The 24,537-nt window shown below is 56.5% G+C and carries 32 protein-coding genes, 2 tRNA genes and 1 riboswitch; of the genes, 12 read left to right on the plus strand and 22 right to left on the minus strand.

Annotation, left to right across the window (positions count from 1 at the left end; translation table 11 throughout):
• The first annotated feature begins 62 nt into the window (after positions 1–62).
• Positions 63–506 (plus strand): hypothetical protein, encoded by a 444-nt coding sequence (locus K5554_RS01190; protein WP_221039357.1) that lies wholly within the window; start codon positions 63–65, stop codon positions 504–506.
• A 204-nt stretch (positions 507–710) separates the two neighbouring features.
• Positions 711–1,565, plus strand: a complete 855-nt coding sequence (locus tag K5554_RS01195) for a DUF3800 domain-containing protein (protein WP_221039358.1) — start codon at positions 711–713, stop codon at positions 1,563–1,565.
• A gap of 636 nt (positions 1,566–2,201) precedes the next feature.
• Here the strand turns inward: K5554_RS01195 and K5554_RS01200 are convergent.
• The 3 genes from K5554_RS01200 to K5554_RS01210 form a co-directional block, all read right to left on the minus strand.
• Positions 2,202–2,278, minus strand: a tRNA-Met gene (locus K5554_RS01200).
• 10 nt (positions 2,279–2,288) lie between these two features.
• Positions 2,289–2,365 (minus strand) — tRNA-Met (locus K5554_RS01205).
• Positions 2,366–2,454: 89 nt separating this feature from the next.
• Positions 2,455–2,892, minus strand: a complete 438-nt coding sequence (locus K5554_RS01210) for a helix-turn-helix domain-containing protein (RefSeq protein ID WP_221039359.1) — start codon at positions 2,890–2,892, stop codon at positions 2,455–2,457.
• A 227-nt stretch (positions 2,893–3,119) separates the two neighbouring features.
• On the opposite strand from K5554_RS01210, the gene K5554_RS14625 reads away from it, so the two are divergent.
• From K5554_RS14625 to K5554_RS01225, 3 genes are all read left to right on the plus strand, one after another.
• Positions 3,120–3,329 (plus strand): helix-turn-helix transcriptional regulator, encoded by a 210-nt coding sequence (locus tag K5554_RS14625; RefSeq protein WP_221039360.1) that lies wholly within the window; start codon positions 3,120–3,122, stop codon positions 3,327–3,329.
• Positions 3,330–3,416: 87 nt separating this feature from the next.
• Positions 3,417–4,349 (plus strand): ketopantoate reductase family protein, encoded by a 933-nt coding sequence (locus K5554_RS01220; protein ID WP_221039361.1) that lies wholly within the window; start codon positions 3,417–3,419, stop codon positions 4,347–4,349.
• Positions 4,350–4,418: 69 nt separating this feature from the next.
• On the plus strand, positions 4,419–6,074 hold the full coding sequence (locus K5554_RS01225) for a carbon starvation protein A (protein WP_255565561.1): 1,656 nt from the start codon (positions 4,419–4,421) through the stop codon (positions 6,072–6,074).
• 345 nt (positions 6,075–6,419) lie between these two features.
• On the opposite strand, the gene K5554_RS01230 is transcribed toward K5554_RS01225, so the two are convergent.
• Positions 6,420–6,578, minus strand: coding sequence for a hypothetical protein (locus tag K5554_RS01230; protein WP_221039363.1), 159 nt, complete (start codon positions 6,576–6,578; stop codon positions 6,420–6,422).
• Positions 6,579–6,869: 291 nt separating this feature from the next.
• Between K5554_RS01230 and K5554_RS01235 the strand changes: the two genes are divergently transcribed.
• The 7 genes from K5554_RS01235 (at position 6,870) to K5554_RS01265 (ending at position 12,474) form a co-directional block, all read left to right on the plus strand.
• A complete protein-coding gene (locus K5554_RS01235; RefSeq protein WP_221039364.1) occupies positions 6,870–7,082 on the plus strand; it encodes a 4Fe-4S binding protein in 213 nt (70 codons plus the stop codon).
• Between the two features lie 17 nt (positions 7,083–7,099).
• Positions 7,100–8,170 carry a 3-methyl-2-oxobutanoate dehydrogenase subunit VorB gene (locus K5554_RS01240; protein ID WP_370636929.1) on the plus strand — a complete coding sequence of 357 codons (1,071 nt, stop codon included), beginning with the start codon at positions 7,100–7,102 and terminating at the stop codon, positions 8,168–8,170.
• Positions 8,167–8,913, plus strand: coding sequence for a thiamine pyrophosphate-dependent enzyme (locus K5554_RS01245; protein WP_221039365.1), 747 nt, complete (start codon positions 8,167–8,169; stop codon positions 8,911–8,913). Before K5554_RS01240 ends, K5554_RS01245 begins: the two co-directional genes overlap by 4 nt.
• On the plus strand, positions 8,914–9,453 hold the full coding sequence (locus K5554_RS01250; RefSeq protein WP_221039366.1) for a 2-oxoacid:acceptor oxidoreductase family protein: 540 nt from the start codon (positions 8,914–8,916) through the stop codon (positions 9,451–9,453).
• 200 nt (positions 9,454–9,653) lie between these two features.
• Positions 9,654–10,562, plus strand: coding sequence for a bifunctional enoyl-CoA hydratase/phosphate acetyltransferase (locus K5554_RS01255; RefSeq protein WP_221039367.1), 909 nt, complete (start codon positions 9,654–9,656; stop codon positions 10,560–10,562).
• 65 nt (positions 10,563–10,627) lie between these two features.
• Positions 10,628–11,695 carry a butyrate kinase gene (buk, locus tag K5554_RS01260; RefSeq protein ID WP_221040471.1) on the plus strand — a complete coding sequence of 356 codons (1,068 nt, stop codon included), beginning with the start codon at positions 10,628–10,630 and terminating at the stop codon, positions 11,693–11,695.
• Between the two features lie 32 nt (positions 11,696–11,727).
• On the plus strand, positions 11,728–12,474 hold the full coding sequence (locus K5554_RS01265; RefSeq protein WP_221039368.1) for a hypothetical protein: 747 nt from the start codon (positions 11,728–11,730) through the stop codon (positions 12,472–12,474).
• A gap of 210 nt (positions 12,475–12,684) precedes the next feature.
• On the opposite strand, the gene K5554_RS01270 is transcribed toward K5554_RS01265, so the two are convergent.
• The 18 genes from K5554_RS01270 to K5554_RS01350 form a co-directional block, all read right to left on the minus strand.
• A complete protein-coding gene (locus K5554_RS01270; RefSeq protein ID WP_221039369.1) occupies positions 12,685–12,912 on the minus strand; it encodes a hypothetical protein in 228 nt (75 codons plus the stop codon).
• Positions 12,913–12,925: 13 nt separating this feature from the next.
• Positions 12,926–13,669, minus strand: coding sequence for an ABC transporter ATP-binding protein (locus K5554_RS01275; RefSeq protein ID WP_370636930.1), 744 nt, complete (start codon positions 13,667–13,669; stop codon positions 12,926–12,928).
• A gap of 29 nt (positions 13,670–13,698) precedes the next feature.
• Positions 13,699–14,715: an ABC transporter substrate-binding protein gene (locus tag K5554_RS01280; protein ID WP_221039371.1), complete on the minus strand. Its 1,017-nt coding sequence runs from the start codon at positions 14,713–14,715 to the stop codon at positions 13,699–13,701.
• Positions 14,716–14,737: 22 nt separating this feature from the next.
• On the minus strand, positions 14,738–15,457 hold the full coding sequence (locus K5554_RS01285) for an ABC transporter permease (RefSeq protein ID WP_221039372.1): 720 nt from the start codon (positions 15,455–15,457) through the stop codon (positions 14,738–14,740).
• Between the two features lie 22 nt (positions 15,458–15,479).
• On the minus strand, positions 15,480–15,770 hold the full coding sequence (locus K5554_RS01290) for a thiamine-binding protein (RefSeq protein WP_221039373.1): 291 nt from the start codon (positions 15,768–15,770) through the stop codon (positions 15,480–15,482).
• A 74-nt stretch (positions 15,771–15,844) separates the two neighbouring features.
• Positions 15,845–15,941, minus strand: a riboswitch (TPP riboswitch).
• An 82-nt stretch (positions 15,942–16,023) separates the two neighbouring features.
• Positions 16,024–16,389, minus strand: coding sequence for a phage holin family protein (locus K5554_RS01295; RefSeq protein WP_370636954.1), 366 nt, complete (start codon positions 16,387–16,389; stop codon positions 16,024–16,026).
• A 109-nt stretch (positions 16,390–16,498) separates the two neighbouring features.
• On the minus strand, positions 16,499–16,630 hold the full coding sequence (locus K5554_RS14335) for a hypothetical protein (RefSeq protein WP_255565453.1): 132 nt from the start codon (positions 16,628–16,630) through the stop codon (positions 16,499–16,501).
• A 4-nt stretch (positions 16,631–16,634) separates the two neighbouring features.
• Positions 16,635–16,808 carry a hypothetical protein gene (locus K5554_RS01300; protein ID WP_221039375.1) on the minus strand — a complete coding sequence of 58 codons (174 nt, stop codon included), beginning with the start codon at positions 16,806–16,808 and terminating at the stop codon, positions 16,635–16,637.
• A 40-nt stretch (positions 16,809–16,848) separates the two neighbouring features.
• Positions 16,849–17,790, minus strand: a complete 942-nt coding sequence (locus K5554_RS01305; protein ID WP_221039376.1) for a Ppx/GppA phosphatase family protein — start codon at positions 17,788–17,790, stop codon at positions 16,849–16,851.
• Positions 17,791–17,858: 68 nt separating this feature from the next.
• The gene (locus K5554_RS01310) at positions 17,859–18,269 is read right to left on the minus strand and encodes a S1 RNA-binding domain-containing protein (RefSeq protein ID WP_221039377.1); all 411 of its coding nucleotides are present in this window, start codon (positions 18,267–18,269) and stop codon (positions 17,859–17,861) included.
• A gap of 74 nt (positions 18,270–18,343) precedes the next feature.
• Entirely contained in the window at positions 18,344–18,685 is a 342-nt protein-coding gene (locus tag K5554_RS01315) for a septum formation initiator family protein (RefSeq protein WP_221039378.1), read from the minus strand.
• An 89-nt stretch (positions 18,686–18,774) separates the two neighbouring features.
• Positions 18,775–19,251, minus strand: a complete 477-nt coding sequence (yabQ, locus tag K5554_RS01320) for a spore cortex biosynthesis protein YabQ (RefSeq protein ID WP_221039379.1) — start codon at positions 19,249–19,251, stop codon at positions 18,775–18,777.
• A gap of 16 nt (positions 19,252–19,267) precedes the next feature.
• Positions 19,268–19,543, minus strand: a complete 276-nt coding sequence (gene yabP, locus K5554_RS01325) for a sporulation protein YabP (RefSeq protein ID WP_221039380.1) — start codon at positions 19,541–19,543, stop codon at positions 19,268–19,270.
• A 142-nt stretch (positions 19,544–19,685) separates the two neighbouring features.
• On the minus strand, positions 19,686–20,669 hold the full coding sequence (locus K5554_RS01330; protein WP_221039381.1) for a SpoIID/LytB domain-containing protein: 984 nt from the start codon (positions 20,667–20,669) through the stop codon (positions 19,686–19,688).
• Positions 20,670–20,723: 54 nt separating this feature from the next.
• Positions 20,724–21,002: an RNA-binding S4 domain-containing protein gene (locus tag K5554_RS01335; protein WP_221039382.1), complete on the minus strand. Its 279-nt coding sequence runs from the start codon at positions 21,000–21,002 to the stop codon at positions 20,724–20,726.
• A gap of 93 nt (positions 21,003–21,095) precedes the next feature.
• Entirely contained in the window at positions 21,096–21,371 is a 276-nt protein-coding gene (locus K5554_RS01340) for an HU family DNA-binding protein (RefSeq protein ID WP_221039383.1), read from the minus strand.
• A gap of 81 nt (positions 21,372–21,452) precedes the next feature.
• Positions 21,453–22,925, minus strand: coding sequence for a nucleoside triphosphate pyrophosphohydrolase (gene mazG, locus K5554_RS01345; RefSeq protein WP_221039384.1), 1,473 nt, complete (start codon positions 22,923–22,925; stop codon positions 21,453–21,455).
• Between the two features lie 5 nt (positions 22,926–22,930).
• The gene (locus tag K5554_RS01350) at positions 22,931–24,526 is read right to left on the minus strand and encodes a polysaccharide biosynthesis protein (RefSeq protein WP_221039385.1); all 1,596 of its coding nucleotides are present in this window, start codon (positions 24,524–24,526) and stop codon (positions 22,931–22,933) included.
• Between the last annotated feature and the right edge of the window lie 11 nt (positions 24,527–24,537).

Consider the following 24,537-nt stretch of genomic DNA (forward strand, 5'->3'; position numbering starts at 1 on the left):
CTGCGCTAAACATAGAACCGCATAACGGATCTCTTTCAGATACCGGGGACGGTCAACTAGTTTTGCTGAAGGGTGCACTAACCATCCGTAATTTTGAAACGCTAAAGACGACGGTCCCCAAGCTAAATAAGGCTAATCTCTTGGGGCTGAAGGCCAAGGATGCTAGGGCTTTCGAATCTATGTTCTCGATTGTACCAATGGGCCTAGAAATGGACATGTATACAAATCAGGGAGAGAGTATCATTGGGACTCTCAAGGGCGAATACCTAACGATTAGCCCGGACGATCTTCTTCGGATCTACGGAAATTACATACCCGGTGAATGGTACGCTTTGGGTGTTGTTGATTGTATTAGTACAGAAAGAGAAAACCTAAGTCAGTTTACAGATTCAGACCTGAGGATGCCCCTTGATCAATACGCTGAAGGAATCAGGCTCATATACAATCAAGGTTATGCTACGCATGCCATAGTTCCCATGCTAATCTTTCGGGAGCTTGTTCTTTAGCATTAAATGTGGGCAAATGCTCGGACAGGCCGGACATTTTGCTTCTTCATCGAAGACGAACCCCGGCTAAGGCGCACAGTTGGCGTAGACAAGCAGTACGAGATCATGGAGCGGCAGGCGGATATGATGACCCGGGAAGTGGCAGCGGGGATGGGGAAATAAAAAGCCGTCCGGAAAGGCGGCAACTATTTCGGGGGTAATGAATTGGAGTACATTATTTACTGTGATGAATCAATAAAGCAAGGCAAGTACTACAGCAACTTCTACGGAGGCACATTAGTATCTTCGGAATGGCTCACAGAAGTCCGTTCTGCGTTGCAGTCCAAGAAGGAAGGCCTGGGGCTGCAGGAAATCAAGTGGGCTAAGACTTCAGCGGCTTATTTAGACAAGTATATTGAGATGATGGCGTTGTTCTTTGATTTCATAGCTGCCGGAAAAATCAAGGTGAGGATCATGTTTACCCATAATATATACCAGCCCAAAAACTTGACGCGCGAGCAACTTCAAGAATCATACTTTAAGCTCTACTATCAGTTTCTCAAACACGCCTTCGGCCTCAGGTATTCTAATCCGGGTAGGGATCCCATTTATCTTCGCCTCTACTTTGATAAATTCCCGGACACCAAGGAGAAAGCAGATAAGTTCAAGGAATTCGTTTATGGCTTACAACACCTTAAAGAATTTAGGGAAGCGCACCTTCTGATACGGCGAGAAGATATCGCCGAAGTCGATTCGAAGGACCATGTCATTTTACAGTGCACGGATATTGTCCTGGGATCCATGCAGTTTCGCCTTAACGATCTCCATAAAGAAAAACCCAAAGGGCAAAGACGTAGAGCTGCCAAGACCATAGCTAAGGAGAAGCTCTACAAATACATCAATAAACGGATAAGGCAAATCCATCCCGGTTTCAATATTGGAGTATCCACGGGAACGCCAAATGGCGTTACTGATCGCTGGCATCATCCTTACAGACACTGGGAGTTTATCCCTGAGAACCACGAAGTTGACCACACTAAAAGCAAACACAAACAGGAAGGCCCCATCGCTCCTACATGAGTATCCCAAACATAAACTTGGGACTTCGAAGCAGACAGGGCCTTCCGCAACCCTCTGTAGCTAGGCGCCGTTATGCGCGCACGGCATGGAGCCGACTTTCGCATACAGAGGACTCATTCACATTATACGGTTTGCTTAGCTTTATTATACTACATTCTGGTGTAGAATCCTCCTGGAAATTCGGTTTGCCCATAAAAAAATTTGATAAAAAGCCCACTGGCATCCAAAATCCTCCGAAAGCGATTATGCCGCGAAACAGGATGCCGACCGGAAAGCCGAGGCCGAGTACCTTCGGGAGGAATTGGCGGCAGCAGAACGCAGGATCAGTAACTTGGTAGACTTCGTGGCCCAGGGCCTTGGCACCAAGGACGTGCAGGAACGTCTTCGGAGCGAAGGGGAGTTGCGGCACAGTCTGCGCGCCAAGCTCTAGGAGGTGGAGCAGTCCGCCGGCGCCATGTTTACCCCAGAATCCATCCGGGATTACCTAAAAAGGTGCGCCCAGGCTATAGAAACAAAAAAAGACGCCAACGAGCTTAAGGAAGCCGTTGACGCCTTCGTGGATACTGTCGTTCTGCAACCAGATGGAACGGCAAAAATAAACTTCCGCTTTTTCAATGCGGAAGTTAGTATCTTGAATGGTAGCGGCGAAGGGATTCGAACCCCTGACGCTGCGGGTATGAACCGCATGCTCTAGCCAACTGAGCTACGCCGCCACGTTTAAATTGGTTGCGGGGGCTGGATTTGAACCAGCGACCTCCGGGTTATGAGCCCGACGAGCTACCGGACTGCTCCACCCCGCGCCATGTACATCGCGGCTTGACATCGCGACAATAATTATTATACCTGCATGTCTTCCTTTAGTCAAGGGCCCGCAGGCACGTGCACCCCTTCAATGTTTGCCAGTTTTTTCAATCAAACCAATGGTCTCTATCAGCTTGCGCACTGTTTCCGGTTCGTAATTCCGTATTTGCTTCAGCATGGCCTGCAAATCCTCGCGGCACACGAGGTCGTTCCACAATGCAATCAGCTCTGGGTCAATGGTCCGGTTCGATACGGACCAACCCTCATAATCATTATGTTCCCGGACACAAAAATAACTGTCATCTCCTGTATTTGTGACAGGTGGTTTCTCACCACCTGTAAGCTCCAGTATAGAGACATCTAATGCCTTTGCCAGCGAATTTAACGTATCCAAAGACGTTTTACTTCGTCCAGACTCAATGTCGGCGATAAAAGAATGGGACACATGAGCGGCTTTTCCCAAACCGCGCAGGGAAAAGCCCTTTTTCTTGCGGATCCGCTTAAGCCTGGCCCCTATATCCTCCATGATAACTTACCCTCCCTGTACGGCGACACCGTACACTATTATACCGCACATTAGGTATAAAACAATAAGCGGACAGGTCGTGCCTGACGACCATAAAATACTGCGAATTTCGTAGAAAACTAGTGAATACTCACCGCGAACGAAGATAACTGGTCGCCGCAGCCGACCGCTGAGTTTTACATGTGGTCGGCCATGGCATGCACTAGTCCAGGGAGGTGAGACTACCAATGGTCGGCAAAAGACTGCGCCAACTTAGAACACAACAAGGACTATCTTTACGTGCCCTAGCCCAAAAGAGCGGGTTGTCACGTAGCTTCATCTGTGATGTCGAACATGGCAAGTGCGGTCTATCTGTTGCCAGCCTTAGGGTTCTCGCCCGAGTACTAGGAGTGGATGAAGGAGTGTTTTTTGAAAGGGGGTCGGATCGAACCAGCTAGAGTGTATGAGGTTTGTCCGGCACGTGTACGGAGTTAATTAAATTAGTAAGTACACCATGTGGGGAAAATTGGAAGGGGGATCACGTAATGAGGATTGCTGTTCTGGGTGCAGGAGCCATGGGAAGCCTCTTCGGCGGTCTACTGGCCCAAGCAGGCGAAGACGTTACGCTGGTAGACGTTTGGGAAGACCACATTAAAGCTATTAAAGAACATGGCTTAACTATGATCTGTGATGGCGTTGAAGAAAACGTAAAGATCAATGCCGAGACCTCACCAGCCCAGGTTGGTCCTGTGGATCTAGTAATCTTCTTGGTGAAAGGGACCCATACCGAACAGGCTATTAAGAACGCCACACCGATGATTCAGCCGGATACACGTGTACTAACTTTACAGAACGGATTGGGAAATGCAGAGAAAATAGCTGATGTAGTAGGTGAGGACAAGGTCCTTTTTGGCGTAATCGACTTTGCAAGTGTACTTCTAGGACCAGGCCGCATCAGCAGTGAGCTGGCTAAACGCACGATACATTTCAAGCCTTTGAATAATATCGTCGATGACAAAGTAAAACAAGTCGAACAGGTATTTCGAAATGCAAGGATTAACGCAGAGATATCCTTAGAGGTAGAACGAGACATCTGGCGCAAGCTTGTTATTAACTGCAACTTAAACGCATTATGTACGGTATGCAGAATACGGACGGGTACGTTACTGGATCAGGGCGAAATTACCCAGTCCCTCTTTAAGGACATCACTAAAGAAATCGTTACTGTAGCTGGTGCAAAAGGTATAAACCTCGATTTTGAGGAGTGCATGGACTTTCTAAACGACCTGTCGTCCAAGGTGAGGGGACACTATCCATCAATGACGCAAGATTTAATGAAAAAGCGGAAAACAGAAATCGAATTCATTAACGGTGCTGTAGTAAGAGAAGGTAAGAAGCACGGAGTCGCGACCCCGGTAAATGAGACATTATACCACCTAATCACAATATTACACAACACGTATAGTGACCAGTTCTAGCCCAAGTGTGTAGCAATCATACCACGTATAGCTGGATTCCATTCAAAAGCAAAGGAGCGAGTGAAAGGCATGACGACACTGCCTATAATGCTGCTTGCTCTATGTGTTGGCTATTTCAACTTTAATATCTGGGGTAAGCATTTAGAAAAAACGATTGCGCAGCCTGATGATTCACGTCCCACACCTGCACATTACAAACGTGATGATGTTGACTTTGCGCCCCAGAATAAAGTTGTACTTCTTGGATCTCATTGGCCGGCCATCGCGGGGGCTGGACCTATTACCGGTCCTGCTTTTGCGGCTCTTTGGGGTTGGTTGCCTGGTGTAGTTTATTTGTTGGTAGGAAGTGCTATCCTGGGTACGGTGCACGACTATTTTGCCATAATGGGATCTGTCCGGTTTGGAGGTGAAACATTTGGTGAATATACTCAGCACATTTTAGGATCCCGTGCCCGTGCTATCATCCAGATATTTGCTTTTGTATACATGATTGGCGCATCGGCTGCCTTTATAAACACAGCAGCCGGGAGTTTTGCAGGTATTCCACAGGCAGTGCCTTGTGCGATAATATCAGTACCTGTTGCCGTGATAACTGGATACCTTCTTTACAAGAAAAAGGTTAATCCTGTACCGGTTACCATTGTCGCCATAGCTATAATCGTTGGTTCCATTTATTATGGTTTTAAAATGCCTCCTATATCTATAGGTTTAACTACCTGGCGCATAATCCTCTTGATCTATGTTCTTTTCGCAAGCGGTCTTCCAGTTTGGGCCCTTTTGGTTCCTCGCGGTTACCTGAATCTGTATATTCTAATGGCGGGCCTTATTCTAGGCATCATTTCGTTGCTTAAGAGTAACCTGCCTCTTGTTTTGCCTGCGGTCTACGGGTTTAAAAGTATGCTCGGTATGCCGCTTTGGCCTATGATGTTTGTTTTCCTGGGCTGCGGTGCCATTTCAGGCGGGCATGCTTTATTAGGAACCGGCCCTACATCAAAGCAGATCGATAAGGAAACTGATGTGAGGTTTGTCGCCGTAGGTGCCTTTGCGCTGGAACTACTCATAGCAATAACGGCGTTGTTGTGTATGGCTGCCGGCACCGACAGTAACTTTTTAGTGGAAACAATGAGAACGACAGGCCCAGCGCCGGTGTTTGGTAAGGGGTTTGGCACGGTAGTAAACGCTGCTTTTTCAGCCATTCCAGCCGAACTTGGAACCGTGATTGCCATGGTGTGGTTCAATGCCTTTGTTATGACAACTGCCGAATCATTACCTAGAACAGGAAGATGTATCTTTCAGGAGATTATGCCTGATAAGCCGCAATACAGCTGGTTCAAATCCGTGGTCGGAGCAACAATATGTAGCACAATTATTATTGCCCTACTTACTTTTTCCTCTACTGTGTTAGAGGCGTTAGGTAATTGGTTGCTAGCCGATCATTTGCTTGGTGGAGCCGTATTAATGATTCTATCGACCCTTATTTTAGCTTGGCGTGGCAATCCCAAACTTGCGTTTATTCCAGGGTGTGCACTGTGGTTTACAACTGTAGTTGGCGGTTTGTATCAAGTAAATGGTTATATTTCAACAGGAAAATGGTCGATCGCGATATTCAGTATTGTATATATCCTCCTTTCGGTGCTTGTATTTGCTGAAGTGGTAAAGGGGCTCAAGGATTCTAACGCCATAATAGAAAGAGTGCAGCAACAAACATCATCTTTTACAGCATGATGTTGAGAACGAAGTAAACTATGTTGAGGCGTGAGGGAAGTGTGGGGTATGTATGAAGACACTGTTTGTTTTATTAGGGCTCACTCTGGGAGCGAATGTCTTCTTGCAGCTTAAATGGCCTCAGCCACTGGGCCTTAAGGTGGTCTCAATAATCTTGCTGGTGTTGGCTGAGTATATGGTCTTTACAGGCCTGCATAGTGAAACGTTTACAACCACAACCTTCTTGGGCATTGGGGCGATCATGAGTTTTGTATTTATCTCCAGAAGATGCTATTCTACGAGGAATTAAAAAGCTGCACTAGTACTTCGTGCAGCCATAATGTGAACCATGTGACGGCTAATCACTCATTCCCAAAAGGTAAGAGTGGAATGAGACTGGTGTTTCTCTAAGCACTGTTTCAACTCGGCACAGGCCATTCTTAGTAGGCTGTAGACATGTTCACACACTGCCGAACAAATCATCTCTTTTTTCTCTCGTTTGTCTTCGCTAATGCGCTCCTCCACAGCGTTGGCCTCCTTTGTAACAATACTCTTCTAAATTAGTTTACCACATTGGGATTATATCATGCTAATGAAACTTGCGAGCTTTACATTTAGTATATCACTTACCTAATCCAGGCGCCTTAGTCTAGTTTACATGTCAGTCATAGTTTTGGGGTGGGGAAGCCTTGTAAGCGGCCATCTCCCGGAAGCGCCCCCAAAATTGGTCGGCCCCCCACCCCTTTTTAGGTTCCTTTGTGTCAACTACAATTTAGGCTTGTTTGCTACTTCATGTTGTATAAGGGAGGGAAAGAAATGGCTCGTGGAAAAGTGGTGTTCAATGGGGATCGGTGTAAAGGCTGCGGACTTTGCACCACAGTATGCCCTGCAAAAATCCTAGCTATGAGTGACAAAATCAATAAGCTGGGCTACCACCCAGCCGAAGCTCTGGATCCGGACAAATGCACTGGTTGCGCCACTTGCGCCCGCATGTGCCCTGATTGTGTCATTGAAGTCTATCGCGAGTAGAAGAAGGAGGGAGAACCGTGAGCGAAAAGCTGCTCATGAAGGGTAATGAAGCCTTGGGCGAGGCGGCCATTCAGGCCGGCTGCCGTCTTTACTTCGCCTACCCGATAACACCCCAGAGCGAACTCCCGGAGTATCTGGCCAAGCGGATGCCGCAGGTGGGAGGCGTCTTCCTTCAGGCGGAATCCGAAGTCGCCGCCATCAACATGGTCTACGGCGCTGCCGGTGCAGGAGCACGAGTGATGACCTCTTCCTCTAGCCCCGGCATCAGCCTGAAGCAGGAAGGCCTCTCCTACATCGCCGGGGCCGAGCTTCCGTGCGTCGTGGTGAACATGTCGCGCGGCGGACCCGGCCTGGGCAGCATTCAGCCTTCACAATCCGATTACTTTCAAGCCACCAAGGGCGGCGGCCACGGCGACTATCGTTTACTGGTCCTGGCTCCGGCGTCGGTCCAAGAGGTGGTGGATCTCACCATCCTGGCCTTTGATCTGGCCGACAAGTATCGCAACCCGGTAATGATCATGGGCGACGGCCTGCTGGGCCAGATGATGGAGCCTGTGGCGTTCCCGGCGGAGGAGAAGCGGGAACTGCCGCCCAAGCCCTGGGCCACCACCGGCTGGAAAAAAGATAGGCCCAAAAACATCATCAACTCCCTGGAGCTGCAGCCCGAGCGCCTCGAGATGCATAACCGCCGCCTGCAAGAAAAGTACGCGCGCGCAGCGGCGGAAGAAGTGCGCTGGGAAGGGTACCGGACCGATGATGCCGCTATTGTGGTCGCCGCCTTCGGCACCGTAGCCCGCATCGCCCGCAGCGCCGTGGATGCGGCGCGGGAAAAGGGGATTAAGGCCGGCCTTTTCCGCCCCATCACCCTGTGGCCGTACCCCAGTGCGGCGCTGGCCGAACTCGCCGACACAGCTCAGGCTTTCCTCAGCGTGGAGATGAACTGCGGCCAAATGGTAGAGGATGTACGGCTGGCCGTGAACGGCAAGCGGCCGGTTTACTTCTACGGCCGCTCTGGGGGTATTGTCCCGACCCCGGAAGAAGTTCTGGCGGAAATCGAAAAGGCGGTAAATGGGAGGTGTGAGGCATGAAGGTGGTATTCACTCGTCCCCAGTCCCTGGCCGATGTCAACACCCACTACTGCCCCGGCTGCACGCACGGCATCATTCACCGCCTGGTGGCCGAGGCCATTGATGAGCTGGGTGTGGCGGAACGTACCATCGGGGTGGCACCGGTAGGTTGTTCTGTGCTGGCGTACAACTATTTTAATGTAGACTTTCAGGAGGCCGCCCACGGGCGTGCACCGGCGGTGGCCACCGGTATTAAACGAGCCCTGCCCGATCGCATCGTTTTCACCTACCAGGGGGACGGTGACCTGGCCTCCATCGGTACAGCGGAAATCGTCCACGCCGCCAACCGAGGTGAAAGCATTACCGTCATTTATGTCAACAACGCGATCTACGGCATGACCGGCGGGCAGATGGCACCAACCACCTTAGAGGGTCAGAAAACCACCACCTCGCCTAACGGCCGGGATGTAAATACGGTGGGATATCCCATTCGCGTCGCCGAAATGCTATCTACATTGGTAGCTCCACAGTATATTGCTCGGGTAGCAGTTAACTCTCCGGCCAATATCCAAAAAGCCAAGCGTGCTATCAAAAAAGCATTTGAAGTCCAACTTAACAACAACGGCTTCGCTTTAGTAGAAGTGCTGTCGACTTGCCCCACCAACTGGGGCCTGGCGCCGGAGAAGGCCTTAAAGTGGCTGGAAGAAAACATGATTCCCTACTACCCCCTGGGTGAGTTTAAGGTTCCCAAGGAGGTGGAGTAGATGCAACAGGAATTCATTTTTGCCGGTTTTGGCGGCCAGGGCGTACTACTCATGGGCCAGCTGCTGGCCCATGCGGCTATGGACGAGGGTAAGAAGGTATCTTGGATTCCTTCTTACGGGCCAGAAATGCGCGGCGGCACTGCCAACTGTACGGTAATCGTGTCCGATCGGGAGATTGGCTCGCCGGTGGCAAGCCGCCCCAGCTGTGTGGTAGCGATGAACTTGCCTTCTCTCGATAAGTTTGAAGAAGCGGTAAAGCCGGGCGGCGTACTGGTGATAAATTCTTCGCTGGCAACCCGGGAACCCAAGCGCCAAGATGTGACCATAGTTAAGGTAGCAGCCACCCAAGTGGCCAATGAATTAGGAAATGCCCGGGTGGCCAACATGGTGGCGTTAGGCGCTGTGGTGGAGGTTACTGGCGTGGTGACCCCAAACGGTCTACTGGAAGCTTTAAGGAAGAACCTGCCCGCACATAGGCAGAACCTATTGCCGCTTAACAAAGAGGCCATCGAAAAAGGACGAAGCGCTGCTCAAAAGTAGGGTCTCAAAAGCTGCTCCCGCAAGCCGGGGGCAGCTTTAAGAATTGACTTTGGAGCTTCCAGCTAACTGTCCCTCTGTTTGTCAGGTAGAGCAAAGCTTTTACATGTTGGAATTTATATGCAGCTGCCTCAGACAATAAGGAACTGCGCCAAGGTTAGCCCAATCTAACAATCCAGCATTTGGCCATGGAGGGGATGTAAATGAAGAATTTCCAAGAAGTGATTTCCCAAGCAAGGGCTCAGGGTCCCGTGCGCGTGGCGGTGGCTCAAGCGGCTGATCCAGAAGTATTAACGGCAATCATAGAAGCAAAAAAGGTTGGTATAGCAGAGGGGGTACTGGTAGGCGATCCCAAGGGTATTTCAGACCTGCTGGCAGATCTTAACGAGGATCCAACGACCTATACCATAGTACAGGCGACCAGTTCAGACGACTGTGCCAAGCAAGCTGTGGCTTTAGTCAATTCCGGTGAGGCAGATGTACTCATGAAAGGCTTACTGCAAACAGCTACTTTCCTACGACCGGTGCTGGATAAAGAAAAGGGATTGCGAACAGGGCGTTTAATTAGCCACGCCAGTGTTTTCGAATGGACCGGAAAAGAAAAGCTGTTAATAGTAACCGACTGTGCTATTAATATCACGCCCGATCTTCAGCAAAAGAAAAGTATTCTAGAAAACGGTATTCAGCTGGCTCAAGCACTAGGCATCGAAACCCCATGCGTAGCGGTTATATGTGCACTGGAGTTAGTTAATCCAGATATGCCTGAAACTCTCGATGCCGCAGCCCTGGCTAAGATGGCCGATAGAGGTGAAATAAAGAATGCTGTTGTAGACGGGCCATTGGCTTTTGATAACGCCGTGTCAGAAGAAGCTGCCGCCCACAAGGGTATTGCCAGCCCTGTGGCAGGTAAGGTAGACATTCTTCTAATGCCTGATATGAAGACGGGGAATGTAATTCACAAGTCTTTCGTTCACTGCGCTCACTTTAAAGGTGCGGCAGTTGTCATTGGTGCCCGGGCCCCACTCATTGCCACATCCAGGAGTGACAGCGCCGACACCAAATTAAATTCCTTGGCGGTAGCCAATTTGTTGGCTCACTATTTGAAGAAGTAGGCTTGGTACTTAAGCGGCTGTTTCCTTGGCGTCATCGAAGGCATTGGACAAGGGGGGGAAGAAAAATGCATATCTTGGTCTTAAATCCCGGTTCCACATCCACCAAGCTGGCTTTATTTGCCGACGATCAACTTCTTATGGCTGAAAACCTGTCCCACCCGCCAGCCGAACTGGAAGCCTGTGGATCGGTGATCAACCAATACGGCCTGCGCAAGAAGGCGGTTTTGGATTTCCTCAGTAAAAAGAACATCGCTCTGTCATCGTTGTCGGCGGTAGTCGGTAGAGGAGGCCTTACCAAGCCACTGGCTGGCGGGACGTATCAGATAAACGAGCGCATGCTAGCCGATTTAAGATCGGCCAAATGGGGTGAACATGCGTGCAACTTAGGGCCGATCTTAGCTTATGATCTGGCGCAAGAGGCGGGCGGCATCCCTGCTTTCACCGTAGACCCGGTAGTGGTGGACGAGCTCGATGAGGTGGCCCGCATCTCAGGTTTGCCGGAATTACCGCGCCGCAGCAAATTTCATGCCCTAAATCAAAAAGCGGCTGCCCGTCAGGCCGCTAAGGCCCTGGCTCGTCCATATCAAGAGCTCAATCTAATCGTGGCCCATATGGGCGGCGGAATCTCTGTTGGCGCCCATAAGCGCGGCCGGGTGGTAGATGTAAACAACGCCTTGGATGGGGAGGGGCCCATGTCGCCGGAAAGAAGCGGCACTTTGCCGGTAGGCGATTTGGTCCGGCTTTGCTACAGCGACCGTTTTACCTTTCAAGATGTAATGCGGATGGTGAAAGGCCGAGGCGGCCTAATGGCTCATCTAGGGACAACTGACACCAGGGAAGTACAGCGGCGGGTGGAAAAAGGTGATGAGCAGGCTGAACTTGTTTTTAAGGCGTTAGCGTACCAGGTGGCCAAAAGCATCTGTGCTCTCACCGCCGTCTTCAAAGATAGGCCCCATGCCATAGTACTGACTGGAGGTATGGCCCACTCGGAATTACTCACTTCCTGGATTAAGGAACGGGTGGAGTTTTTGGCACCGGTGCTGGTTTATCCTGGTGAAGGGGAGATGGAAGCCCTGGCTCAAGGGGCTTTGCGCGTTCTGAACCAGGAAGAACGGCCGCAAATATATGCATAGCACAGAAATACAGTAAGCTGAGAGGTCGAAATATGTATTTGGAGAAGCGGATAACAATCTTTGTAGGGGCATTTGGCAGCGGTAAAACAGAAATAGCACTTAACTATGTACAAACACTAGCCACCCAACATAAAAAGGTTACTATTGCCGATCTGGACATTGTCAGCCCTTATTTCCGGTCGCGGGATGTTACCGAAAAACTGATGGCCCAAGGTATCGAGGTAGTAGCACCGCCCCGTGAACTAGTCCAGGCGGACCTTCCTGTTATTGTCCCTCGCATCCAAGGAGCCTTTGATGATCCTGAATTAAACGTGGTGGTGGACGTCGGCGGCGACGATATTGGTGCCACAGCATTGGGTCGATTCAGCGATCAATTGAAACTGCTGCCTCACGAGCTGTTACTCGTGGTTAACACCTGCCGGCCTTTTACTAGGGATGTTCCTAGTATTGAGAAAATGCTCACTACAATTGAAAAAGCCACTCACCTGAAAGTAACCGGTTTGGTGGCCAATGCCAACCTTGGTTCAGAGACTACACCGGAAATCGTTCAGAGTGGGCTGAACATTATTATGACTGCGGTAGAAAAGATCGGTATTCCGGTGGTGGGGGCAGGGGTGCGTGAAGACCTGGTCGAAGCTGTAGGTGATTTAGGTGTACCTATATTCCCCATTACTATTACTTTATTGCCCCCATGGTACAAAGCCCCGGTCGCTACAAGGGATCGGAGACGAGTAATGGCCGCACAGGCGGCACTGACTGATCAGCTGCAGAAACAGTAAGCTCTTTATAGCTGAAGGATTCTGCATTCCTGGTCTACCGTATTTATGAAAGGAGCACCCCGTCTTTTGACGGAGGTACTCTTTTATTTTGTGGCTTCTTTCATCATTTGCCTCACCACTACCCTTAAGTTCCGGTATAGAGACATATACAACGCAAAGCGTGTCTAGCCAGCGTGGCAGTGCCGCAATTACGGCAGACCGCAGCGCCCTTCAAATCAAAGATCTTGACCTTCTTGCATGGCCACACGGATGTGTGGATCGCCAGGTGGCAGAAACGTAAGCCAGGCCGGAACCACACCCGGCGTCCAGCACGCGCGCACCTGCGTGCGGGGTGAAGAGGTCGAAGGCCAGCTTTGTCTCCACCTGATCGAGGAAACGCCCGATCGGCGTTTGGTACCACTTGTCATACTCCGGCGCCACCGGATCAAAGAAAGCCATCTTTCGCCTCTGTTTACAAGATTGCGAGCAGCCGGCGCTTAAGCGCGATGAAACCCGGCGCCATCACCGTCTCTTCTGAGCGCGGGCGCGGCAGGTCCACCTTAAGCTCCAGCTTCACCCGCGCCGGCCGCGCACTCAGTACGTACACCCGGTCGGAGAGAAGGAGCGCCTCCTCGACGTCGTGGGTTATGAGGAGCACCGAGGTCTGGTACCGCTCCAGGGTGGAGAGCAGCCAAAGCTGCATCTTGCGCCGGGTGAGGGCATCCAGGGCCCCGAAGGGTTCATCGAGCAGCATGATGTCGCTGGCGAAGAGGTAGGTCCGAAGGAGCGCCGCCCGCTGCCGCATGCCCCCGGAGAGCTGGGCCGGGTAGTGGCGCTCGAACCCGGCCAGACCAAAGTCGGGAAAATAAGGGGCGGCCTGGGCGCGCGCCTGCCGCCAGTTTAATCCCTTAACCACCAGCGGCAGGCAGACATTGTCCAGGATGGTCCGCCAGGGAAGGAGCAGGTCCTTCTGGTGCATGTAACTCACCCGGCCGGTACGCCCCGTGTAGTCCTCCCCGTCGATGTGCACCGTGCCGGCGTCCGGCAGGTGGAGCCCGGAGATGATGTTAAAGAGGGTGCTTTTGCCGCAGCCGCTGGGCCCTACGACGGCAACGAATTCCCCCTCCGCCAGGGTAAGGCTCACGTCGCCCAGGGTCGGCAGGTTGCCGTACGTTTTCTTGATGCCCCGTGCTTCCACTTTCAGCAAACTCTTCACGGCCTTCCGGGCAGGATCAGCGGCCCCACCTACTTCGCAGGCAAAAACTCGTTGGTGAAGGCCGCCTTGGGATCGATGTTCTTTTCGATCACTCGGCGGTCGTACATCCAGTCGGCGTAGTTTTTCCACACACTCTCTTTCATTTCACCCCAGCGCGGCGCATCGGCCCGGTACTCCTGGGCCAGGTACTTCTGGCTGGCCAGCACCAGGTCCTTGTTCAGTTCCGGTACAGCGCTGGTGAGAATGTTCGCCGCCTCTTCCGGGTGCGCGATGGCGTATTCGTAGCCCTGGCTGGTGGCTTTAAGGAACTTTTTCACGAGTTCCGGTCTTTCGCTGAGGGTCTTTTCACTGGCAATAAGGACCGGGGTGTAGTAGTCGAGGGCCGGGTCTTCATCGATCAGCTTGATGAAATTGAGCTTGATACCCCTTTGCTCGGCCTCAATGCCGGTCCAACCCCAGTAGATCCATTCGAAGTCCACGTCCTTTTTCACGGTGGTGAAAAAGTCGGCCGAGCCGATGTTGACCATTTCTACTTTCCTGAAGTCGGCGCCGTGTTTATCCATGAGGGCCTTGAGCATGGCCTCTTCCATGGGCGAACCCCAGCCGCCGTACTTGCGGCCCTCAAAGTCCTTGGGGGTTTTGATTCCCTTTTCCACCGGCGAAGCGAAACCGGAGGTGTTGTGCTGGATGACCGCCGCGATGGCCTTCACCGGGATGCCGGCCACGCGCGCGTTGGTCACCTCTTCCTGGTAGCTAACGCCGAAGTCCGCCTTGCCGGCGGCCACCAGCTGGGCCACACCGCCCTCCAGCGGCCCGACGATGCTGACATCCAAGCCCTGCTCCTTGTAATAGTCCTTGTCCCGTGCCACATAAAGCCCGGTGTGGTTGGTATTGGGCGTCCAGTCGAGCAGCACCGTCGCCTTGACGGGCTCCTGGGTCGCTGGAGGGGTCGGCGGCACCGCCTTGTCCCCCGTTTGAGCACTGCAGCCGCCCAGCAGGGCAGGTATGAGTGCCAGGAGCAGGGATAGGGCAATCAGTCGTTTCACGGTTTCTTCCTCCCTTATGTTGCTATTCCTCGCTCCTCAGCCGCAGCCAAGGCATCAGACGGTGCTCCAAAAGCTCGATTACCTTGAACACCGCCAAGCTGAGCAGCGTAATGATACCGATGCCGGCAAACACCCGCGCCGTGGCGAAGGAACGCTGGGAGAGCGTCATGTAGTAGCCCAGGCCGGCCTGGGCACCCAGCCACTCGCCGATGACGGCGCCCATGATGCTGTAGGTGGCGGCGATCTTGAGCCCTGAAAAAAGCGCCGGCAGCGCCGCCGGGAGTTTGACCAGTCGAAGCTGGGTCAGGCGGCTCGCCCCCATGGAGCGTAACAGATCGATAAGCTCGCCGTCCACCCCCGCCAGGCCGTCGAGCAGGCTCACCGCTACAGGAAAGAAACATACCAGTACCGCCACGAGCACCTTGGGGAGGAGCCCGTAGCCGAACCAGATGAGAAAAAGCGGCGCCACTGAGATGATGGGCACGGTTTGCGAGGCCACCAGGAGCGGATACAGCGCCCGGCGCACCAGGGGCAAGGCATCCATGGCAAAAGCCAGGGCAAAGGCCAGCACCACCGCCAGAAGAAAACCGAGGAGGGACTCGTACAAGGTGACAGCCGTATGTTGCGCAAACAGCGGCCCGCCTTCGCCCAGGGCGCGCAGGATGGCGGAAGGAGCAGGCAGGAGCCACGGCTCGATCATCAAGAGCCGTACCGCTGCTTCCCAAAGTACGAGAAGAAACATTAGAAAGGCGGGCGCCACCCAGTTACCGCCGGTACTTGCCGACTTTCTCGGCCATGGTAACGCCAGCCGGTTTATAATCAATCTTGACCACCGAGACAACGCGCGCGGCCCCCTCCTTAGTGCAAACCTCCTGGGCCTTTTTTACGATGTCAAGGAGCAGGTCCAGTTCCCCCTCCATGGTGGTTTCCATGGGGCCCACCTCGTACTTCACCCCGGAGGCTTGAATGAGCTCAATCACCTTGTCCACCACCGGGTAGATGCGCTCTTCCGGCACCGCCGGCAGCACCTGCAGGCTGACGTTGACAACTGGCATCCGTCTTCCCCCTTCCTAAATGATCAAGGCTGCCTAACCCTCCCTGGGCCAGGCAGCCTCAAGCTCTCGGTAGTCAGCATATGGCACCTACGCTGGCATTACCCAGATCAGGTTTAAGGGTCGGGACCGCCAGGTCCCCTCTCAGCCGGATCCTTCCAGCTCCCCTTTTGTCCCCATTATACCTTTCTGACGGCCACTCGTCAAGAAAAAGAATGGGACCCAGAGACTGGGCCCCATTTCCTTGCCTTGACCCTTACCGCACCTTCGTCGGGATAAACATATCGACTATACCGATGACGAAGGCCCCGAGCAGAGCGCCGAGGATGGTTACCCTGAGACCAGGCACGACAAACTGCGCGGCATAGATAACGATGGCCGAAACGATAAACCCCACTATGCCGTGGCCGTAGGGCGAGATCTGGCGACCGCCAATGGCCTCGATGACGTAACCGAACAGCGCAATGACGATAGCTGCCAGGAGCGCGGTACCGAAGGTCAGGCGGCTAAAACCGGGAACCACATAGCCGACCAGCATCAGCACCAGCGCCGCAACGACAAACCGCACGATGTGACTGACCCAGGAGCCTACTCCACCCAGGTCACGGTCGTGGCGAACCATCTGATTGTTGCCGCCACCTTCTCCGCCCTGCTTTTCATCTGGCATGCACTTTCACCTCCATTGCTAGCTTGTACCAAAGCGGGCAGCTTTATAACTGCCCGCTCAAATTTTAGTCCTTGTTTTCCGGCCCCCGCTCGGGATCATACAGGCGCCGCCGGCCGCGCAGGCGATCGACATCTTCCTTGCGTACTCCCACCAGCTGGCGTTTTTCCTTGCCGGCCGCTGCCTTTCGTTCCGCCATTTTTTCACCCTGACTTAGAGTTTCCCAACGGCCAAAACTTATACTTGGAGCCCTGGGGCCGGATGGGTATAATAATCCGCGCCGTGGCCAGAAGCTCCCGCCTGAGGTTCGACGCCGGCGCGCCGTCGGTGGCACGCGACTTCAGCACTAAGCCGGCAAGCAGCTCTTCACCCCTCACCGATCAACCCCCCAGAAAAACAAGTAGCGTTCAACTCAGTTTATGCCTTCTCCCCGCCGCCGGTTACAGGACGGTGCGCCAGCTCATCATAGAGCGATCCCAGGAGCAGGTCCGCGGCACTCACAGTGAGACCAGGCAGCCTCAAATCCTGCACAGCCAGAGCCAAGACGGCGGCCCCGGCGGCGATGATATCCGCCCGGCCCGGGGGAAGGCCGGGCAGCTTCCGCCGTTCTTTTACCGTAAGCCGGGCCAGTTTTACGGCCAGGCTTTCCACCTGAGCCGCCGTAAGGTAAAAACCATGCACCTTCCGAGGGTCGTACACCGTAAGCGCCTGGGTCATGGCGGCCAAGGTTGTAGCCGTTCCACCCACCGCCACCGCCTGCCCGGTCCTCCCCCGCCAGCGCGCAGCGAGCGGCGCCAGGGCGGCGTGCACCTGTTGCTCCAGGGCGGCCAGCTGGGCCGGAGTCGGCGGGTCAGACCTCAGGTAGGCCTCGGTCAGCCGCACCGCGCCCACCTTCAGGCTCTCCACGGCATGAAGTTTTTCGCCTTCGCCCCAAATAAGCTCGGTGCTGCCGCCGCCCACATCCAGCACCAGCACCAGCCCCGTGAGGCCGAGCGCCCGCGCCGCTCCCAGGTAACTGAGCCGGGCTTCGTCGGCGCCGCTTAGGACCTCGGGACACAGCCCGGTGAGCGCCTTCACCCGCGCCAAAAACTCGGCGCGGTTGGCCGCCTCCCGCGTCGCGCTGGTGGCAAAAAGGCGTACCCGCACGGCCCCTTCGGCCCGGGCAGCTTCCAAAAAGCGGGCGACAGCGGCCGCTGTTCTGGCCTGGGCCGGCCGCTTAAGCACGTTGCTGCCGCCGATTCCCTCGCCGAGGCGCGTGGCGGCCAGTTCCTCGCGGATGACTTTCAGCCCGCTGCCGGCGGTTTCCGCCAGGAGCAGGCGGGTGGAATTGGTGCCGATGTCAATGGCGGCCAGACGCATTGCTCTTCCTCCCACAAAAAAAGGCATCCCTCAGGATGCCACAAACCTGCCCTTTTCTCTTACGGCTACTACCACATTTCGGGATTGCGCCGGTTTGTGCCCCGCCCGCCCCGCTTTTCCTCTGCGCTGCGGCGCAGGTCCGACTGCCGCTCGTCGCTTTCCTTCAAGAAGCGGGCCAGTTTGTCTTCGAAGCTTAAACTCGCATGTCGCGCTTCGCGGTGACCGCCGCGCCGCCGCGGGCCTTCATGGGTAACCTGGCGGATGGAAAGACCGATCTTGCCGTTCTTATCCAAGCTGATGACCTTAACCTTCACCCGGTCGTTTTCCTTAAGGTAATCCTTAACATCCCGCACATAAGCGTCGGCTACTTCCGAAATGTGCACCAGCCCCGTCTGCCCGCCCGGCAACGTGACGAAGGCACCAAAGTGCGTTATACCCGTGACAACACCTTCGACGATGTTGCCTACCTCCAAAGCCATGCGCGACCCTTTCCTCCTTGATATCGTCTCCAACAGAATTATTATAGCTGTCCAACCCTTTTTCTGTCAACGACTTATTTCTGCGCCCGGTCAGGGGCCGGAAGAAAGATTATCTCCCCCGGCTTAACCAATCCCAGCTGCTCGCGCGCCACCTTTTCCACATAAGCATCGCTTTTGAGGTAGGTAATTTCCTGTTTCAGCTCCGCGGTGCGCTTTTCGGTCGCCGCGATCTGGGCGTTCACCTGGTCCAGCCTGCCCTTTAGCTCCAGCGCCAGCCGGAGCTGCCCGGCCGAACAATAAAGGAAATAACCGGTTAAACCCAGAAGCAAGAAAACGCCCCACCGCGGCTTTTTCCGCGGCCCGGAATGTTTCTGCCACGGTACCTTGAGGCGTCTGCCGCCCTGTTCCCTGCGCAAGGAGATTGCCACCCGGTTCACCTCGCTGCCCGACCACTCGGCCTTTCTAGTTCTTTTCGGCGCCGCCGGGCGTTTTCCTGCTTTCGCTGTCAAGATTTCCTGTTCGGTTTTAAGAGCTCAAGCTTTCTCCTGATGAGCCGCTGCACGGCCCTGCCCCACCGGCGGCCGCCCTGGCTTCCCGCCTGCATCAGCCCAAGGGCCAGGCGGGCCGGAAACAAAAAGGGCCAGCCCAGAAGGCGCAGGGCCCCACCCGCCCCCCGGTAGAAAAAGCGCACGCTGAGCCGCAGCGGCCGGCGCAGGAGGGGGCTCAGAGCCAGCTGGTAGAGGCCAAAACCCGCCCCCAGGCTGAGAAAAACGTACAGACGTACCTGGCCGTAGTTCGCCAGCATCAGCGTCGCCGCCGCCACGAGCATGGCCACCAGCCAGAACAGCAAATCCCCGGCCGAGGTGACTATCCAGCCTGGGTGCAGCACCGCCCGGCACGCCCGCCAAAGATCGAACAAAAGGCCCAAGCCTGCGCCGCAGGCCAGGGTAAAGCCTAAGGTGGTGAGTTCAACTTCCAGCACGCCTGCTTCGCTCCCCTCACTTTAGGAGGCGTGCCAAGATCCCTTTGCCTCGTTTTTCGGCACGGCTCTCGCTGTACTCCAAGCTGGTAATTTCTCCCTCCACCTCCAGCTTCTCCTGTTCCAGGCTGAGCTGTTTGATGTGCAGGCCCTCGCCCCTGAGGTGCAGCACGCCAAGGTTGGTCTCGAGCACGATGCTCTTGTCGTCGAAGCTGTCCACATGCCGGACACCGCTTATCTCCAGCCGTTCCCGGTTCAGCATGAGTACACGGTGTTCCTCGGGCTTGAGCTCCATAGCCTTCCCCTCCCCGCCGCCAGGTTTCGCGCCGGACCGGGCGCCTGCCAACCCTACTTAATTGTATATATGCCGGGCGGGACGAGAGAATGACAAACGGGGCCGGCCGGGGATTCACCCCGGCCGGCCCCCGGCCGCTCTTTCACCGGTACAGGCGGTCGACGCGTACATCCTTGAAGAAGTAGCGGATGATATCCTGCGGGCTCTTGCCTTCTTTCGCCAGGGCGTACGCGCCCCACTGGCACAGGCCCACCCCGTGGCCGAAGCCGCGGCCGCGGAAGGTCACCCGGTCACCGCTGGTCTTGATATCGTCAATGAGGATGGACTTCAAGCGGGTACTGCCGATCGCCACCCTGAAATCCGCGCCCGGCACCTGAGTACCATAAACGTTCAGGGTCACCGCCCGGCCGGTGGGGCCGCGTTTGGCGATGCTCACCGTGCCGCCGGCACCCGGACTCAGGTTCATCTTGGCGAGCGCCCCAGTGATTTCCGAACGCGTGAAGGTGGCAGTCCAGCTCCGGTCATTCGGCGGCGCATAGCGCACCCCGGGGCTCTTCACGCTTTTAATATAGGGCGGTTCCGGCCCCTTGAAGGCGAGTCCCTCCTTGGCCGTAGCCGTGCGCGGCCCGGCAAAGGCGCTGAACCAGCCGCGGATGAACTTACCGTTGTACGTAGCCACCTGCCCGCGGGTCATCTGCACTGCCCGGCGGACCTTGTCGTTGATACGGGTCGGGTCGTAGGCCTGAAACTCCTCCACCTTGGTGGAAACGTCGGTCCCGTGGAGCGCCCGGGTGCCGCCCTTGGTCTCGAGCTCCTCCAGGGTAAAGGTGCGGGCCAGAATAGCCTGGGCGGCCAGGGCGTTTTCCGGCCACGTGGGCTCCATCTCCGCCGCCACCACGCCAGCGATGTACTCCTCCATTTTTATATCGCGGCGCTGGCCGGTTTTGTTGTCATAGAGCGACAGGGTCGGTTCCCGTCCAGAACGGGCCACCGCCACCGGGCCGGTGGTCTGAGGTTTTTTCGCCGGCGGCGGCAGGGGCGCCCGTTGGGGACGGCGCAGGCAACCGGCGGTGGCAAAAACAAGAGCAACAACGAGCAGGGCCAAGAAGCGGCGTCTCCTGAACACGGTAGCAGCCTCCTCGCAGCTTTCTTGCCCTTAGTATGCCCCTCGCCCCCGTCTTTAGTCCCGCGGCGCGGCAGCGCCGCCCCAGGGTTCTTCCTTGATGACCCGGTAAAGGTCCTTCGCTTCGGCGGCGCGCACGTTTTCCCGCGTCGCCAGGATCTCCAGCGTCACCCGTTTCCCGCCCCAGCTGAGCTGCAGTGTATCCCCGGGCTTCACCTCGCTGGCCGGCTTCGCCACCCGGCCGTTGAGCATAATCCGTCCCTGATCGGAAACCTCCTTGGCCAGGGTGCGGCGCTTCACCAAGCGTGCCACCTTGAGAAACTTATCCAGGCGCATTGCCAGGCCTCCTCTAAACTCTATGACAAAGGGCGGCCGCAGAGGGCCGCCCCCGTTTTCAACGCCACATTGTGCTCTCCCGGGCCGGTGTGCTTACCTGCCCACCGTCTCACGCAGGCCTTTACCGGCTTTGAACACCGGCAGTTTCGCCGCGGCGATGTCAATCTCCTCGCCTGTCTGCGGGTTACGGCCCTTGCGCGCGGCGCGCTCGCGCACCTCAAAGGTGCCGAAGCCCACCACCTGCACCTTCTCGCCGGCGGCCAGCGCTTCGCCTACTGCATCAAAGACGGCGCTCACGGCCTTTTCCGCGTCTTTCTTGGTAAGCCCGCTCTTCTCGGCGACTACGCTTACCAGGTCGGTCTTGTTCACAACAATCCCTCCTCATTCGTGCCTGTCACCTTGTTCTTCTATTCTCCAAGAAAAGCCAATATCCTTCTTACTTCGCGCCCGTTAAGAAAGTTTTTCCATGGCCTTGGCCTGCTCCCACAGGTCGTCCATCTCCGCCAGCGACAACTCCTCCACCGAACGACCCGTGGCCGCCGCCGTTTGTTCGATGAAGGCGAAGCGCTCCTCGAACTTGCGTGTCGTCGCCGCCAGGGCCAGCTCCGGCTCCACCTTGAGGAAGCGGGCGACATTTACCACTGCAAACAAAAGATCCCCCAGCTCCTCCGCCACGGCCGCTGTATCGCCGCCGGCCGCCGCCGCCTTCAGCTCACGCGCCTCCTCACCCACCTTCTCCCAGGCGCCGCCCGCATCCGGCCAGTCGAAACCCACCCGGGCCGCCCGTTCCTGGATCTTGTACGCCCTAAGCAGCGCCGGCAAAGCACGCGGCACGCCGCCTAGCGCCGTCGGTTCCTCCCCCGCCGTTTCTTTCTCCCGGCGCTTGATCTGCTGCCAGTTCACCAGGACCTCGGCGCTCGTTCCCACCTTCACTTCGCCGAACACGTGGGGGTGGCGGCGGATCATTTTCTCGACAATACCGCTCACGACGGCGTTGATATCGAAGCGGCCGGCCTCCTCAGCCAGGCGGGCGTGGAACACCACCTGTAAGAGTAAGTCTCCCAACTCCTCCTGTAGTTTATGCATGTCATTCTCATCAATGGCCTCGATCACCTCGTAGCACTCTTCAATGAGGTAGCGCCGCAGCAGCTTATGGGTCTGCTCCTTGTCCCAGGGACAGCCGCCGGGACCGCGCAGGGCCGCCATGACGTTGACCAGCGGGTCTAGGGGATACCGGGCGGGCACAGCCCGGCGGGAAAGGGGGGGAACATAAAGGCTGCTCAGGTGGTCAAGCTCCCGGCGGTCGAGCTCGTACAGGGGAAGTTCGGTTACCGCCTCTCGGCCGGGCAGCCCGGCCGCGCGCACCAGTCTCACCGGATGCTCGGGCGGGTAAAGCTCCAGCAGGCTCAGTTTGACATCGCCGGCGACCAGCCGGCTGTAAACCTGGAGAAGGAGCGCCGGCTGCGCCGTGTCCAGGGGTACCTTCCTCAGGGTGAGCGCATCGCGCACCTGGAGGCCCTCCACCGGGTCCAGCCCCAGGGCCAGGAAAATGGTGTCCAGGCAGCTTACGGCCGGGAGGATCTCCACCTGTATTCCCCGACCGGGGGCTTCATCCCGCAGCCGGCGCACCGTCTCCTCCGCCACCAGGGGGTGCCCGGGCACGGCGTAGACAATGTCCGCCGCCGCGGCCGCCGCAAGCAGTTCGCTCACGATGCGGGCGTACAGCTCCTCAAAGTCTGCAGCCTGCTCGTAGAGATCATCGAAGCTTTTGATGTTCCCATCCCCGCCCGCCAGCAGTTCCTCCGCCGCCGGATGGCGTGCCGTCCTCAGATAAACCCGGCCCGCGCCTAGGGCCTCCCGCGCGCGGGGCGGCACCAGGTCCAGCCCGGCCGGGCCCAGCCCGACCACAGTGATCTTTGGCATCTCAATCAACTACCTCCTTGCCGGGACGAAAACCCAAGACGCCTGGCCAAAGTTCGGCCCGGAGCCGGCAGCAGCTCCAGATCCTCCGCGCGCACCGCCCGGACCAGGACAAGAGCCGCCCCGTAACTGAGTACGCCCAAGGCGATGCCCAGGAGCGTGGCCAGACTTGTCCCGAGATACGGCAAGCTCAGGTGGTAACCCGCCAGCACGCAGGCCGACATGAAGGCGGCGGCCGCACCCGGCTTGAGCACCAGTTCCCGCGCATCCCAGGGAAAGCCCACCAAGCGCTGAATGGCCAGGGAGTTGAGCAGCATGGCGACGATAAAGGTCGCCACCGTGCCGAAAGCCGCACCGCGGATACCCAGGGCCGGCAGCGCGGTAAAAAAATACGTCACGACCACCTTAACCGCCGCCCCAGCCGCCAGGCTGCGCACCGGGATGTCGGTACGGCCCAGGCCCTGGAGGATGCCGGAGGTTGTCTGGTGCAGGCCGAGGAAGAGGCAGCTGGCGGAAAGCGGGGCCAGGGCGACTCCGGCAGCCGGGAGATCGTACAAAAGGTCCATAATCGGGCCGGCGAGCACCAAAAGGCCGACGAAGGCCGGCAGCTCAATAAGGACCGTCAGGCGCAGCGCCGTCTGCATGCGCGCCCGGAGTCCCAGCCTGTCGCCGCTCGCCGCGGCGGCAGAGATGGCCGGCACCAGGCTCACCCCCAGGGCCACGGTGATGATGGTGGGAAGGTTGATCAAGGTGGCCGCCATTTGCGAAAGCTGCCCAAAGAGGGCCGTCGCCTCCCGGATAGTATACCCCGCCGCCTCCAGCCGGCGCGGCACAATAATAACATCCAGGTTCTGGATGATGGGCATCACCAGGCTGGCCAGGGAAACCGGCACCGCCAAAGCGAAGACTGTGCGCAAAACGGCCCGGCGTTCTGCCGGCGCCACCCGGGCGGCCTTAAGCGGCGGTTCCCTTCTTATGTACCAGGCCAGTACCGCCAGGGCGCCCAGCCCCCCGGTAACCGCGCCGAACGCCGCTCCGGCCGCCGCAAACTCGATACCGCGCCTCAGGAGCAGGTACCCAAGGGCGAGCGCCGTGCCCGCCCGCAGGAGTTGCTCCAGCACTTGGGAGACCGCTGTAGGCACCATGTCCTGCTGCCCCTGAAAGTAGCCGCGCAGCGCCGAGATAACAGCCACCAAGAAAATGGCCGGCGCAATGGCCACCAGCGGCCAGTAGGCGCGCGCGTCGCGCAGCAGGCCCAGGCGAACCAGCAGCCCGGCCAGTGCAAAGAGGAGCAGGCTGAAGCCGAGTCCGGAAACAAAAAGCGCCCTGAGCGACACCGCAAACACCTGCCTGGCTTCGTCCGGCCGGCCGCAGGCCAGCTTTTCCGCCACAAGTTTGGAAATGGCCACCGGGATCCCGGCGGTGGAGAGCGCCAGGATCATGGTGTAAAGCGGGTACGCCATGCCGTAAAGGCCCATGCCTTCGGGGCCGATCAGGCGGGCCAGGGGAATCCGGTAGACGGCGCCGAATACCTTGCTCACGATACCGGCGGCAGCCAGGATGGCCGCCCCGCCCAGGAAGGATTGCGACCGCACCTTTTTCATCCCCTCACCCC

This window comes from Gelria sp. Kuro-4, from assembly GCF_019668485.1.
In the GTDB taxonomy this organism is placed as follows: Bacteria; Bacillota; DTU030; order DUMP01; family DUMP01; genus DUMP01.

Coding starts and splice junctions, on each gene's coding strand:
- mazG (WP_221039384.1), bottom strand. CDS start 22,925: ATGCCAAAGATCACTGTGGTCGGGCTGGGCCCGGCCGGGCTGGACCTG.
- K5554_RS01245 (WP_221039365.1), top strand. CDS start 8,167: ATGAAGGTGGTATTCACTCGTCCCCAGTCCCTGGCCGATGTCAACACC.
- K5554_RS01335 (WP_221039382.1), bottom strand. CDS start 21,002: ATGCGCCTGGATAAGTTTCTCAAGGTGGCACGCTTGGTGAAGCGCCGC.
- K5554_RS01270 (WP_221039369.1), bottom strand. CDS start 12,912: ATGGCTTTCTTTGATCCGGTGGCGCCGGAGTATGACAAGTGGTACCAA.
- K5554_RS14335 (WP_255565453.1), bottom strand. CDS start 16,630: ATGGCGGAACGAAAGGCAGCGGCCGGCAAGGAAAAACGCCAGCTGGTG.
- yabP (WP_221039380.1), bottom strand. CDS start 19,543: ATGGAGCTCAAGCCCGAGGAACACCGTGTACTCATGCTGAACCGGGAA.
- K5554_RS01255 (WP_221039367.1), top strand. CDS start 9,654: ATGAAGAATTTCCAAGAAGTGATTTCCCAAGCAAGGGCTCAGGGTCCC.
- K5554_RS01250 (WP_221039366.1), top strand. CDS start 8,914: ATGCAACAGGAATTCATTTTTGCCGGTTTTGGCGGCCAGGGCGTACTA.
- K5554_RS01220 (WP_221039361.1), top strand. CDS start 3,417: ATGAGGATTGCTGTTCTGGGTGCAGGAGCCATGGGAAGCCTCTTCGGC.
- K5554_RS01210 (WP_221039359.1), bottom strand. CDS start 2,892: ATGGAGGATATAGGGGCCAGGCTTAAGCGGATCCGCAAGAAAAAGGGC.
- K5554_RS01295 (WP_370636954.1), bottom strand. CDS start 16,389: ATGGTTCGCCACGACCGTGACCTGGGTGGAGTAGGCTCCTGGGTCAGT.
- K5554_RS14625 (WP_221039360.1), top strand. CDS start 3,120: ATGGTCGGCAAAAGACTGCGCCAACTTAGAACACAACAAGGACTATCT.
- K5554_RS01350 (WP_221039385.1), bottom strand. CDS start 24,526: ATGAAAAAGGTGCGGTCGCAATCCTTCCTGGGCGGGGCGGCCATCCTG.
- buk (WP_221040471.1), top strand. CDS start 10,628: ATGCATATCTTGGTCTTAAATCCCGGTTCCACATCCACCAAGCTGGCT.
- K5554_RS01310 (WP_221039377.1), bottom strand. CDS start 18,269: ATGGCTTTGGAGGTAGGCAACATCGTCGAAGGTGTTGTCACGGGTATA.
- K5554_RS01225 (WP_255565561.1), top strand. CDS start 4,419: ATGACGACACTGCCTATAATGCTGCTTGCTCTATGTGTTGGCTATTTC.
- K5554_RS01265 (WP_221039368.1), top strand. CDS start 11,728: ATGTATTTGGAGAAGCGGATAACAATCTTTGTAGGGGCATTTGGCAGC.
- K5554_RS01235 (WP_221039364.1), top strand. CDS start 6,870: ATGGCTCGTGGAAAAGTGGTGTTCAATGGGGATCGGTGTAAAGGCTGC.
- K5554_RS01305 (WP_221039376.1), bottom strand. CDS start 17,790: ATGCGTCTGGCCGCCATTGACATCGGCACCAATTCCACCCGCCTGCTC.
- K5554_RS01290 (WP_221039373.1), bottom strand. CDS start 15,770: ATGCCAGTTGTCAACGTCAGCCTGCAGGTGCTGCCGGCGGTGCCGGAA.
- K5554_RS01285 (WP_221039372.1), bottom strand. CDS start 15,457: ATGTTTCTTCTCGTACTTTGGGAAGCAGCGGTACGGCTCTTGATGATC.